This window comes from Chitinophaga sp. SVR4-12A, from assembly GCF_056754765.1.
Map to the genome: position 1 here is coordinate 2,696,358 of NZ_JBPGWP010000001.1, position 13,074 is coordinate 2,709,431.

At 49.8% G+C, this 13,074-nt stretch carries 11 protein-coding genes; 5 read left to right on the forward strand and 6 right to left on the reverse strand.

Going from position 1 to position 13,074, the window contains the following annotated elements:
• The first annotated feature begins 151 nt into the window (after positions 1 to 151).
• The 5 genes from ACR9Y8_RS10990 to ACR9Y8_RS11010 all read left to right on the forward strand — a co-directional run bounded on the left by ACR9Y8_RS10990 (position 152) and on the right by ACR9Y8_RS11010 (position 3,495).
• Complete coding sequence (locus ACR9Y8_RS10990) at positions 152 to 466, forward strand: RNA polymerase sigma factor (RefSeq protein ID WP_481213310.1); 315 nt, start codon at positions 152 to 154, stop codon at positions 464 to 466.
• A gap of 85 nt (positions 467 to 551) precedes the next feature.
• Complete coding sequence (locus ACR9Y8_RS10995; protein ID WP_481213311.1) at positions 552 to 1,727, forward strand: FecR family protein; 1,176 nt, start codon at positions 552 to 554, stop codon at positions 1,725 to 1,727.
• A gap of 172 nt (positions 1,728 to 1,899) precedes the next feature.
• The gene (locus tag ACR9Y8_RS11000; protein ID WP_481213312.1) at positions 1,900 to 2,247 is read left to right on the forward strand and encodes an ArsR/SmtB family transcription factor; all 348 of its coding nucleotides are present in this window, start codon (positions 1,900 to 1,902) and stop codon (positions 2,245 to 2,247) included.
• Positions 2,248 to 2,257: 10 nt separating this feature from the next.
• On the forward strand, positions 2,258 to 2,740 hold the full coding sequence (locus ACR9Y8_RS11005) for an SRPBCC family protein (protein WP_481213313.1): 483 nt from the start codon (positions 2,258 to 2,260) through the stop codon (positions 2,738 to 2,740).
• Between the two features lie 215 nt (positions 2,741 to 2,955).
• On the forward strand, positions 2,956 to 3,495 hold the full coding sequence (locus ACR9Y8_RS11010) for an RNA polymerase sigma factor (protein WP_481213314.1): 540 nt from the start codon (positions 2,956 to 2,958) through the stop codon (positions 3,493 to 3,495).
• On the opposite strand, the gene ACR9Y8_RS11015 is transcribed toward ACR9Y8_RS11010, so the two are convergent.
• The 6 genes from ACR9Y8_RS11015 to ACR9Y8_RS11040 are packed head-to-tail and all read right to left on the reverse strand — an operon-like array spanning position 3,496 to position 13,061.
• The gene (locus tag ACR9Y8_RS11015; RefSeq protein ID WP_481213315.1) at positions 3,496 to 6,360 is read right to left on the reverse strand and encodes a glycosyl hydrolase; all 2,865 of its coding nucleotides are present in this window, start codon (positions 6,358 to 6,360) and stop codon (positions 3,496 to 3,498) included.
• Positions 6,361 to 6,371: 11 nt separating this feature from the next.
• Positions 6,372 to 7,076 (reverse strand): FecR family protein, encoded by a 705-nt coding sequence (locus ACR9Y8_RS11020; RefSeq protein WP_481213316.1) that lies wholly within the window; start codon positions 7,074 to 7,076, stop codon positions 6,372 to 6,374.
• Positions 7,077 to 7,125: 49 nt separating this feature from the next.
• Complete coding sequence (locus tag ACR9Y8_RS11025; RefSeq protein ID WP_481213317.1) at positions 7,126 to 7,959, reverse strand: tetratricopeptide repeat protein; 834 nt, start codon at positions 7,957 to 7,959, stop codon at positions 7,126 to 7,128.
• Positions 7,956 to 8,462, reverse strand: a complete 507-nt coding sequence (locus ACR9Y8_RS11030) for a hypothetical protein (protein ID WP_481213318.1) — start codon at positions 8,460 to 8,462, stop codon at positions 7,956 to 7,958. The genes ACR9Y8_RS11025 and ACR9Y8_RS11030 overlap by 4 nt, the downstream gene beginning before the upstream one ends.
• Positions 8,463 to 8,508: 46 nt before the next feature.
• Complete coding sequence (locus ACR9Y8_RS11035; RefSeq protein WP_481213319.1) at positions 8,509 to 9,252, reverse strand: 3-keto-disaccharide hydrolase; 744 nt, start codon at positions 9,250 to 9,252, stop codon at positions 8,509 to 8,511.
• A 5-nt stretch (positions 9,253 to 9,257) separates the two neighbouring features.
• A complete protein-coding gene (locus ACR9Y8_RS11040; protein ID WP_481213320.1) occupies positions 9,258 to 13,061 on the reverse strand; it encodes a glycosyl hydrolase family 95 catalytic domain-containing protein in 3,804 nt (1,267 codons plus the stop codon).
• Positions 13,062 to 13,074 lie beyond the last annotated feature (13 nt).

Genomic DNA, 13,074 nt, shown 5'->3' on the forward strand with positions numbered 1-13,074 from the left:
ATCCGTGGAAAGATATTTTCCGTATTTTTATTTATAAGCGGCACATTATGTTTGTCATATAGCCACTAACGCTCTGCCCTGATTTTTAGTAGCTCTTCCCCATGTTGCCCGGACAGCCTATCGTGTCTTTATACATCAACAAACTCAGAGTATGAAATCTACAGTCATGCAAAATGACAAGCGACTTTTACGCAAGCTGAAAGCAGGAGATCCAAACGCTTTAAATGACACCTACAAACAATACCGGGTATGGCTGCTGATCGTAGCGGCCACCTCCATTCCCGATATGGACGTAGCCAATGAAGAACATATCGCAAAAGCGAAATCTATCGTAGAAGCGTTCTTCATTCAATGCTGGAAGCAGCAGCTGTTTAAGCATGTGGACGTTCCACTGAGAACCTTTCTCTTCAGAGCCTTTACAGCACACTGTCAGCAACAGGGAGCAACCAGCTCCGTCATGCCCTAAAAACGCCGATCTATTTTCAACCAATAGAACCATTTACATGTATCCTATGTCATTCCACCGTGATAAACACCAAAATAGCACCACTGTGAAAGCTTCACCCGCCCAACAGGAAAAGGAATATATCTGGCAACTGATGTACGAAAAAATGGCCGGCATTATCAGCCCAAAAGACCTGCGCTACCTGGAGAGCCAGCTCCGGAAAGACGAATACATGCGGGAAACGCTCCAGGCACTGGCCTTTGCGCTCAGCGAGGAAAAGGACCTCGACCTGGACAGACTGCAGCATGACGATGAGTGGAAAGATCTCTTCCAGGATATAAAGTCCCATTCCCGGCTACCTACCGCTTCTGTGACGCCTTTCCGTTTTGGGAAACTGTTAACCGCCGCCGCAATAGCGGGACTGATACTCAGCGGCGCGGGGTATTATTACTTCTCAAAAGGAACGATTCCGCAAACGGCAAAGACTGCCGCTCCCGCAAACAAAAAGATCCGGCTTAAACTGGCCGATAACAGGACTATCCCCCTGCAGGAACAGCCATCACTGATCAGCCTGGGCGATGTACAGTTACACAATCACCCGCAATCACTGAGCTTTGATGCAAAAGACGAATTCAACGTTCGCGGACAGCATACCCTGATCATACCAGCCGCCAAAGACTATAAAGTAGTACTGGCCGATGGTACGGAAATATGGCTCAACGCAGACTCCCGTCTGCAATTCCCCTTCAGTTTCAGCGGCAAGAGCAGGGAGATCACCCTGCTGAATGGAGAAGCCTACGTGAAAGCCGCAGCAGACCCTTCCAAACCACTCATCATTCATACCCCACACAGCACTATACAGGTGCTGGGCACAGAATTCAATATTAATGCCTATGACCCGAACATGGTCAGGGTATCCCTTGTAAGCGGCGCTGTAAAGATAAGCGCAGGCCATGACGCCACCTTCATCAAACCCGGTATGGAAGCGATATATACCAACGGGAAAGGCATCATTACCCACCCTTTTGATCCCGGGAAAGTACTGAGCTGGAGAGATGGCAAACATTTCTTTGTTCAGGCACCAATCACAGAAATATGCACGATCCTGAGCCGACATCTCGGTATTACCGCCGTCATCGATAGCGGCTCCCTGGCGAAAACAAAGCATTTCAGCGGAATGATAGATAAAAACGAGCCCATAGAAGAATTTATGGAAGATGTGAAAAGCGCCGTAGCGGTGGATTATTATTTTGATAAGAACGGCGTGCTGCATTTCAGGTAAACACCGCAATTAATAATTAAGAATGAATAATTAATAATCTTTAAGCAAGTGTCTTGACGGGCACTTGCTTCATCGCAATTATTAATTATTCATTCTTAATTATTAACTAATTACGTAACCGTTGGGTTTCATTATATTTGCAGCAGGTTTAATCATTTAAATTCACCACATCATGAGAAGGGATGTTTTTCAGGCGATAGCAGATCCAACAAGACGGGAGATCATTAGCCTGCTGGCGCGTCAGCCCATGAACCTGAACGCCGTGGCAGAGAACTTTGACATCAGCCGCCCCGCCGTATCCAAACACATCAGGATACTGACAGAATGCGGACTGGTAGTGATCAAACAACAGGGACGCGAAAGGTTCTGCCGTGCCGAATTGCGCAAGCTGAAAGAAGTAGCGGATTGGACTGAAAAATATCGCGAGTTCTGGACTAAAAAGCTGGATGCGCTGGAAGATTTCCTGGAAAGCACCAAATCGCGGAAACCGAATTCAAAAGATTCAAAAACCCAAAAATAAATCACCCACTATGGTAGCACAAAACACAGCGCCGGCAGCCAAGGCAGCCATGCTGATCCGCAAACCGGTACATGAAGTTTTTGAAGCAATGGTAAACCCTGATATCACCTCAAAATTCTGGTACAGCAAAGGCCAGGGACGGCTGGATAAAGATGAAAAGGTAATATGGATCTGGGAATGGTATGGCGTTTCCGGAGAAGCGACCGTTCAGAACGTGGTGCCAGACCGCTCCATTGATTTCACCTGGGGAGAAGAGGATCATCCTACGAAGGTACACATCACCTTTGAGCCCAGGGGCGACAACGCTACTTTTATAAGTGTGGAAGAAACAGGTTTCCGTGAAGACATGCCCGATCTGATCGAAAAGATCGTTGGACAAACAAATGGCTGGGCCCTCGTTACCGCCTCCATGAAAGCATACCTGGAACAAGGCATCAACATTAAAGTAATACAAGACCGGCATCCAGACCTCCTTGTCGCTAAAAATGCATAACATCCCCGTCATGAGGGGATAAGGCGCTGCGTTAACGGCTCGTTAACGCAGCGCAATTTCTACTATACCAAAAAATCCGCCATCCCGGTTCTCCCGTATATTCCTATTACACTGCCCGTGATTAATTACTGCCCTTTCCCTCACATCTCCATGCTGATAGCATTGACTGCGATTGGTTTATTATGTTAATCTACCAACCCAATCATTTCTACTGCATGAACACAAACGACCAGCTTTTATTAAACAGGTTACAGCATGGCGATGACACCGCGTTTGCCCAACTCTTCCAGCTGTACCGCAGGTGGTTAGTATACGTAGCACTGACTATACTGGACAACGAAACAGAAGCGCACGACACCGTACAGGATTTCTTTATGGACTGCTGGGAAAGAAAACTGTTTACTAATGTCAACGTTTCGTTGAAGAGCTTCCTGTATTGTGCTATTCGTAACAGGTGCCTCAACAAACTCAGGAATGATGCCCTGCGAAAAAAGAAAATGAAGCAACTCCTCAATGGAGAAGAAACAGCAGGCTACCAGTCAGATCACAATGAGCTCTGGGATCATCTGTCACTGGTCCTGCCCAAAGTACCTCCTATGTCGGCTAAGGTATTCCAGCTTACTTACGTATCAGGCTTCAATCGTAAGGAAGTAGCTGAGCTGATGGGTATCAGCCCTTCTACCGTAAAACACCAGCTGGCCCGCTCACTCAGGATCCTGCGCGGCTTACTGGAACGTGTTAAATTGTATACTTAATCAATGCCCGGTCTCCAGGGTCACCGGTCCTAAGAGTCCCGATTCCTGCAATGCCCATTCGAGACGGATAGTAATATTGGTTTTTGTGAAACGCTCCGCTGCAGGTTTATCCCGATCGCCTATCAGGCGGTTACGCCAACTGTTGATCACTTCTATCTCGAGCACATTATTACCCGCATGCACTATACCGCTAATGGGTACACGGTATGGTGGCGTCCATAATACGCCCAGTTTACGACCGTTGAGCGTTACATGGGCAATGCCCACATCCTTTATGCTTCCCAGGTTCAGGTATAGCTGACCGTCTGCCTGTAGCCTCCCCGTATCCAGGCTAAACTCCTTGTGATACACCGCACTGCCGGAATAATATCGTATCCCTGCTTCCGGCCTTTCCGTCCAGCTGCTGAGTGCAGGGAACACTACTGATGCCGGGCCACCCCAACGCTCATCAAAATGTACCTGCCAGGGCCCTTGTAAAGTATCTATAGAACGGATCTCCGGGAAGTTGGTGGCGGCAGTCCCCCGTTGCTCAGCAGGAATAGGTTTCCTGAATACCACAAACCAGGCGCCATAAGGCGCAAAAGACACCGGCACCGTGGTAACACCATTAGCCTGCGTATATGCGGCAGCAGGCCGCGTTTTACCTGTTACCGGATCCCATAGCTCAGGCAGTCGCCCGCTGATCCGGAAACTCACTTGCGCTGTACAGGCTTCTTTCTGCCTGCTGCTGATAAAGTAATAATCATCATTATTCCAGCGGCGATGGATATAGCCAAACGCTGTATCAGGCGCATCAAAATGGCAGTCAGCTGCTAAGCCTTGTGATGCCAGCCACTCCGCAGCGGTATATCCCCAGGCGATACGTCCCTTCCCCATTTGCCTGCTGCCGCGGGAGGCCGTATCTCTTCCCCATAATTCACCTGTAAGCTTCCGTAGCTCCACGCCTGCCAGCTGCTGTTGTTCAAGACTTACAATGCGCCGTGTACGGGGGCCAATGACGGTAGCGCCTTCCGATACCAACTGATGCACCTTCCTGAGGGCAGCCAGGGACAACACGCGATGCGAAGGCAATACCAGTATACGATAACTCATGCCATGCGGTAATACCAGGTGTCCCTGCTGTACCCGAAGCGTCATCAGGCGCTCTTCATTGATCACATCATAATCATAACCAGGCAGCGCACCGGCGGGATCATCCTCTTTCCGCCGTACGATGTTGGGAATATGATCACCATAGTAGTACAACACATCGGCCACAAAGCGGCCCTCCTGCATCATATACTGCGTACGCGCCATGTAGCGGAAAAAAGCATCTGCATATTTCCACCAGGTAACATGGCGATTAATATGTGTGCCTGCAAAATATTCCTGTCCGGGTATGCCCATCTCCTCAGGCGAGCTGGTGAAGGTATGCAGGATCGTCAGGTTCAGCCCTGTACAGATTTCATGATCAAAGCTGGGCTTCATATGCTCCCAGATAATATCGTCCCAGTGACGGCCAATAGTCGTAAAGGCTTCCGCACCTACCAGCTTCTTATCATAGATATGTGCAGCGCTGGCCGCCTGCTTCACAAAAAACCGGTTCTCCGGACGAGGGCGATGTTGGGAAGGCGACCAAAACTCTCCCATCATGATCTCACTGTGCCCTAAATTCTTAAGCCCGTCAAAAGGCCCTGTATGCGGCCCGCCAGACTCGCACTGTAAACCCATCCCATAGGCAGCGGCTTTTTCCTGGAATACTTTATAATGATTGTCAGCTATACAATCACTGATCGTTTTACGCAAATCTGCCAGGAAACGATTGCTAACCTCCCTGCTGTCGATAATCTTACCCGCTACAACAGGTAGAAAAGGCAACAGATCATATCCTCTCCTGCGGCGGAACTCCTGCATAAAATCTTCCGTCCAGTTAATACCACCCAGCTCCCAGCTGTCTGTCTGCAGATAACGAAGCGTAGTGCCTGCATCCGGCCCGATACTCTCCAGCAGAGGCTTTACATGCGTATCCCAATAACGGGAAAAATGCCGGCGGCTCATATGATCAATCACCAGGCCTTGCCATTGCCCGCTGGAAGTAGAAACCTCCGCGCCGTTCAGTGTATAGCCCATGCGCAGCACTACCCATTTGCCCGCGGGCGCCCTCCAGGAGAGCCTACCCGTACTATCCATAAAACGGGAAAGATCGATCACCTTCCTGCGGTCTGCATGTACCCGGTAATTGTCTGTAGTATCTTCATCCAGCAGGTAGCGGGTGTCAGGAGCAGAGCTGCCTGCTTCATCAAAAGCGGCTTTCAGACGGAGCCGATGTATGGGCTTTATCCCCGCAGTGTCCCCTAAAGGGAACGCCAGTACTGCAATATCTTTATAAAAGCCATGCACTGCCTTTGGTAGCGGCAACGTATGCACGCTACTTCCGGTTATCACTGTTTCAGACCAGGTCAAATGTTTAGCGGCCTCCTGCGGCTTCACATCCGGGCCACCCAGGTTCCAGCCGCTCTGTATATTGAGGCTGAGCTCAAGGCCGAGTCGCTTCGCTTCTTTTACAGCATGCCTGAACAGTTCCTGCCAGGCCGGCGATCCAAACAAGGGGCCCTCCGGCACGGGGCCATTTCCACGCTGATCCTGCCCGCCCGCATCAAAGATACTGGCGCCGCTGAAGCCTTTTTCTTTCATGGCTTCCAGGTCGCGGGTAATAGATTGTTTGGTAACGTTGCCATTCAGCCACCACCACCAGCAGCGGATCCCATAGGCAGGCGGCGGCTGGAGGAAAGCGTTTTCATTCAGTTGTTGACAGTTGGCAAGTAATGCTCCTTGTATCAGTAATCCCAGGCAAAAAAAGACTTTGACTATACGTGTTGATATCATTCCCTAAACTGTTATTGATCTGTTCTTTCATGCACTTCCACCTTACCATTGCTGACGGTGACTGCTATTGTTTTATGAAAGCGGTCTGTGCTGACCTTAAAACTAGTTCCATGCACATGCGCCACCAGGTTATTATTGCAGACATAGAAAGGACGGCGTGCGTCATCGCGTACTTCAAAAACAGCGTCGCCTTCCAGATATACTTCCCGCTTATCTCCGGCAAACTTCTGCGGGTAAGAAAGCCTGGCGCCGGATTGTAACGTAACCCTGCTGTTATCTTCGAGGCGTATGGTGAGTGGAGCGCTGCTGTGATTGGCCTTTTGCTGCATACCATATGTGGGATCCTTTGAGAGACGGGTTCGGTAATGGAACATAAATGCAATGCCCACCAGTACCGCGGCCAATATACCAGCCACTGCAAACAGGCGGGTCAGGCGACCGTGCGTAGTAGGCGCAGGAGGCGGCAGCTCCTTATGTTCCGCACCGGCCAGTGTGCGGTGCGAATTCTCCAGTTGCTGTCGCGCTTCTCCCTCCGGTAAATGTATGGCAGCATAACGCACGAGCTGGTCTGCACGCATGATCACATCCAGTTTTTCCGGATGCTTGCTAATCCAGTCCTGCCAAAAAAATACATCTACCGGGTCTAACTTAAAATAGTAGCGCAGGTACGACTCATTGGCCGCAAAATCTTCCGCTTCGTAACGTGAATAATCCATATAGGTGATGGAATATAAGAAATTTGCGGCAGGAATTCATCCCCTTCCATCATAATTCGCGCCGGGCCAGCGCTTCGTCAATATCTGCAGGATATACTGCATCCTGCATTTCGCAATAAACATCTACCATATGAAAACCGGTTTTGAACCGGCGGCGTGCTGCTTCGAACTGTTCCTTAGCAAGCGCATGCTTTCCCATGGATCTGTAAACAATTCCCTTGTAATAAGGGATTTCCACATAGTTGCTGCAGATCTTTTCTTCCTGTTCCAGGTCGGCCAGCGCACCTTTGTAATCTCCTAGTTTTATCTTCATCACCGCCCGGTGCAGGAAATCGAAGAGGCCGATGAAGTCTTTACCCTTTGTAAAAAAAATGCTGTCAATACCCTTGGCAAAATAATAAGCGGCAGCATCATAATTGCCCAGCTCTCTTTCACATAAAGCCATCACTACATACAGGCTATAGGTTCCATCGCCGGTATGCCGGTGAGCGAAGCCCGACAAGGTATCAAAGCGTTTCAGATCAGCCAGTGCGCCCTCATAGTCCCGCAGGAATTTGAACCTGCACCAGCCGCGGACATCCAGCGTTTTCAGCGGCTGCAATGCTACCGCCTTATCCAGGTATTTGCGCCAGGTAGCGAAATCACCTCTTTTAAGATAAGGCACACTCAATGCACGCCAGGCTTCTGCCAATGTAGGACATACCCTGACGGCGCTGTCCAGGTATTGCTGACAAGACCGGGAACCCTGGTAAAAGGTAACTGCATAATTATACAGCCTGCAGGCCCGCACGGCAGCGGAGTCTGTAAAGGCATCGCAATTCAGCTGGCTTTTCCCGCTGATGCTGATCGCACAGCAGCAAAGAAGGAGGTAGAGATGCTTCATGGGGTGATGCTGATTATTTTGCCTTTTCTGATGCGGAAAGTGATGTGCTGGTAACTGTCGTATATCTGTCCTTTGTAAACAGCAGGCTGCCAGCCGCGAAGCTGTTTTACAAGGTTGAGCAGCTGGCCCGACAAAGCCTTGTTGAATGTAAGCGGCTGATAGTTGTCGTCTATCTCAAAAAGGCGAAAGCGGCCGGTCTCCCCTTTGCAGTTGATAATAAATTTGACGGTAAGGTAACCATTCTGATCGCCGAAACCGCCCTCCGGATCATAGTGGCTGAGGAGATATTGTACAATTTCATGCTTATGATCCTTGTAATAAGCGTTCGTGTTATAGTACTGGAACACCTGTTTCTCATTACATATCGTAAAATGAGGGTCGTCCTGCAGACTATCAAATGGGATTTCTCCTACGTTTTCGGGGAAAGTGGTTGCCTGCGCAGATCCTTGCAGGGAAAAAAATAGCAACAGGAAAGGGAGTACAGTAGTCTTAAAATGGTTCATGGGATAAAAGGGGACATATCCCCTAATATACTAAACTTTCGGTATATCATAGTTCCCTCACCCAGATATTGCGGAAGCTTACACGACTGTTATGCTCCTGCAGTACCAGCGGTAGCTTGTTCGTATGATATACATACTTTGGATAGCCCGCGTATACCATCGGGCCCTTGATAGGAACATGATGTAATATCAATACACCATTATGAAACACCGTGATATAGGCGGGTGTTTTTAAGGTACGATCAGGATTAAACACCGGCGCTTCGAATACCGCGTCAAACGCCTGCCATGTTTTTGGAGGCAAACAAGCATTTACCATCGGCGCATACTGCTTATAGATACTACCTGCCTGTCCGTTATAATAAAGGCGGGTAGCATATTGATACGTTTCATAGATCTGCAGTTCATACAATCCCATGAACAATACCCCGCTGTTGCCCGAATCGTTGCGCCCCTTATCCTCCCTGGGATCCGGCGTTCTCCATTCTATATGCAGCTGGATATTACCAAAGGTTTGCTTAGTACGTATATCCGTTGTTTTGGGCACTACTGTAAGCGTACGCCTTTTGGCCTTCCATTTTACAGCGCTGCTGTCCAGGTGCTCCCACTTATCCAGGTCATGCTCACCAGCGAACAGCACAATAGCATCGGAAGGCGGATGACCTTTTTTGCCTGGTGTGACAATCGGCGGTTTGAATGACCAATCTTCCGTGGCTTCCGGCTTTACTTGTTGTGCATACAAACCGGGAGAGCAAAGTAAGAGCAATATAAAGCAAACGAACCTGGCCATACCCATCACGATTTTACAAATTTGCCATTTGCAATATGGAACTGATAGGTCTTTCCTTTCTGCGCATTAAACTGCAGTTGCTCATTTTTATACTTCAACTCGCACGTACCACTCGCAGTAGCCTTTATCCTTAGTTGCTGTAGTTGTCCCTGCTGCCAGCTAAAGTCCAGTATATACCCTCCCCGGGCGCAGATCCCTTTCACATCACCGGAAGCCCATGCATAAGGCAAAGCGGGCAGCAATTCAATATAACCCATATGACTCTGCACCAATGCTTCTGCTATACCGGAAGCGCCGCCAAAATTACCATCTATCTGGAAGGGTGGATGTGCATCAAACAGGTTGGTATAGGAACCGCCATGTACTTTACCGTTCAGATCTTCTGCAGGCGTTAATAAGGTGTTGATCATTGTCAGCGTATGATTACCATCTTTGAACCGCGCCCAGAGATTGATCTTCCAGGCCAGGCTCCAGCCAGTTCCACCGTCTCCGCGAAAGATCAGCGACTGACGGGCAGCTTTCATAAATTCAGGCGACCTGTCCCAGGTAATATCAGTACCAGGGAATACGCCCCAGAGATGAGATACGTGGCGATGATTATTCTTCGGATCATCAACATCCTGCATCCACTCCTGCAGCTGACCATATTTACCGATCTGGTTAGGCGCTATCTGCTTATACTTCGCCTTCAGCGTTTGACGCAAGGTGGCGTCTGTCTGTAAGATCTCGCTGGCCTGCACACAGTTGGCAAAGAGGTCCCGTATCAGCTGATGGTCCATCGTAGGCCCTGCCACCAGGCCGCCCTGCTCAGGAGAATTCGAAGGAGTACTGATCAGCCATCCCGTTGCCGGATCCTTTACCAGGAAATCCACGAAGAAGCTAGCCGCTGCTTTCATCACCGGGTACGCTTGCTGCAGGAATGCTTTGTCCTTTGTATACAAATAATGCTCCCACAAATGATGACTCAGCCATGCGCCGCCCGTTACCCATATACCGTGATTGGATGCATTGATAGGAGCGGTCCCTCTCCACAGATCCGTATTATGATGCAATACCCAGCCGGAAGCGCCATAATGTTCCTTTGCCGTGGCGCGGCCCGCTTCAGACACTTCCCGGATCAGCCGCATCAACGGCTCGGTACAGGCCGAGAGGTTCAACACTTCCGCGGGCCAGTAGTTCATTTCCAGATTGATATTCGTAGTGTACTTGCTATCCCAGGGCGGTGAAAGCAGGTCATTCCAGATACCCTGCAGGTTCAGCGGTTGCGATCCCGGTCTTGAACCGGAGATCATGAGATAGCGTGCATACTGCACATACAGCGCCGCCAACGCAGGATCGGTAGCCGCAGTGAACTGCCGGATGCGCTGATCGGTTGGCAACTGTATTTGCCCTTTGCCCAGATCTATACCGAAGGTATTAAAGTAGCGCTGATAGTCTTTAATATGTGCTTTTCGGATGCTATTATAGTTAAGGCCGGACAGCTTGCTGATGGTTTGCGCGCACCGCGTAGCCGGGTTGCCGGATACATCTTTATAATTGCGGAAATTAGTTGCCGCCGTTAAATACAACGTAGCTTCATCGGCGTTAGTAACTGCAATACTGCTGTCATTCACAACTACCTTTCCCTGCCGTACGCTGATCTTTAACCAGCTTTCTCCTTTCAGTGCACCATTCGCCACCTTTAGCGACAGCGCGATCGTGCTATCATTTATCTTGCGGGTATCATACTCCTTGTGCAATGTTGTCAGCTGCGCTGTAAAGCTGATATGTCCCCGGCTGCTGGCTGTCAGATGTGTTACGATCACCTGCTGTGGAGCGCTCGCCAGGTATTCACGGGTGTAGATCACCCCATCTGCCTTAAAAGACGTACGGGAGATAGCGGTGTTCAGGCCCAGCTCTCTGCGGTAATCACTCACCTGCGCCGTCGTATCATGGAAACGCAACCACAGATCGGCAAAAGGCTGATAAGCTGCCTCATAGCGGGAAGCCGGTGGCGCACTTTTCAATCCCATAAACTGCTCCCCTGCCAGATCTTCTGCTTCTTTCTGTTTGCCTGCTGCCAGCAGGTCCCTGATTTGCTGCAGGTATTTCACTGCGCCCGGATGTGCATGCTCACGGGGACCATCCGTCCACAAAGTAGATTCGTTGAACTGTAAATGTTCTGTATTGGCGCCTGCGTAGATCATAGCGCCCAAACGGCCGTTGCCGATGGGTAATGCGCTGGTCCATTTAAGCGCCGGACTGTCATACCAGAGTGTCAATACCTGCTTCCTGGCCGGTAGTTGGATGATCGCATGCGTCAACCGGGGAGCGCTATAGATCTCTTCTCCATCCGCGAGTACGTGTACACCCTTTCCCTTCCCATATCTTTTACCGGTCTTATCCCAGAGGATAGTGATCAGGCGGCCGTGATAAGGTACCTGGTCAAGCGTGAACCAATCCCATGACGCCGGGATCAGCGGAAAGATCTCCAGCTTCTCATCCTTGCGCGGCTTGATACCTGCCAGGTCGCTGATCACCAGGTCACAAAAGCCGGAGTGATTATAATAGCTGCTGCGTGGATCATCTCCTTTCAGCCAGTAGCCTGTTTTTTCATCCTGGTATTCTCCTAAATAGGGTTTGCCATTTTTCTGATGAGCGCGTGCATAGGTGTGCAGCGCCTGCACGTATGTCTGCGGCGTAACGCCATTATGATAACGGTAAGCGGTCAGTAAATTCGCCAACCCTTTCAGTGTTTGCGTCGTGGCAAAGGGCCAGATAGCGCCATCCCATTCGCAGCCGCCGCTGCCATGAGAACGGAAGGCCGGATGACGCATCTCTGCGGTGGTGATCCCCCAGGGGGCATTAAATCCTTTGCTGTCGGTTAATTGCTGCCAGGCTTTTGCATAAGCAGGCTTGTCATCCGGCAGGTTGAAGTACCAGGGAATAAACCCGATCTCCTCCCTGGCATCTGAAAATCCGCCTCCTTTCTCCTTACGCACTTTAAAGAAAGCTGCCTGTTCATCCCACAGCGTGTCCTGCACCAGCTTTTTAAGTTGTGCCGCCAGCTTTGTATAACGTTGCGCTAAAGTATCATTACCTCCCATCGCTGCCAGCATCGCCAGCGCTTTGGCATTGCCGTACATATAGCTATTGATGGTTGGACGAATATTCTTCTCCCTGCGGCCACCACTGATGGATTCTTCCATCCCGTCTTTTACATCATGTTGCCAGAACATGCCGTTAGGCAATTTTCTTTCCTGCTCCCACTGGCGATAATCCTTATCAAGCGAATCCAGCAGGCTCACTACAAAAGCGCTATCGCCGTTAACCAGGTAACGGTTGTAGACAGCGTCTGCCGCCCAGCTGCTGAACTGGTGAAAGCGCGGGCGTTGCTGCAGCTTGTCCTTCTCCAGCCAGTATCGGATATACTGATCAACGTACTGATCATCATGCAGCCAGCGTCCTTCGTAAATGTGATGTCCTGTGGCACAGCTGAGCGCATTGTACTGCCCTGCGTGCTTAACAGGGATAATAAACTCTGTGAAGATAAATCCAACGGGCGTTTGCTTGAGGTGCTTGCGGAAGCTCCACCAGCGGTAGTAATAGGTTTGCTCTATCACGGAATCCGGGCAGTCCAGCAAAGGAATGTTCTGTCCCAGCCACTGCGCAGCCTGATCATCCGTCACATAGTTCTTCACGTCCTCTTTATCGAGGCCGTTAAAAAATTGAACATATTTATCCAGCTTGCCGGTATTCAATACCGCTGCCCTATCCTGTGCATACACAGATGAACAAAGAAAGAGGCAGCCTATCAAGAAACGCTTCATAAAATTGCTAATT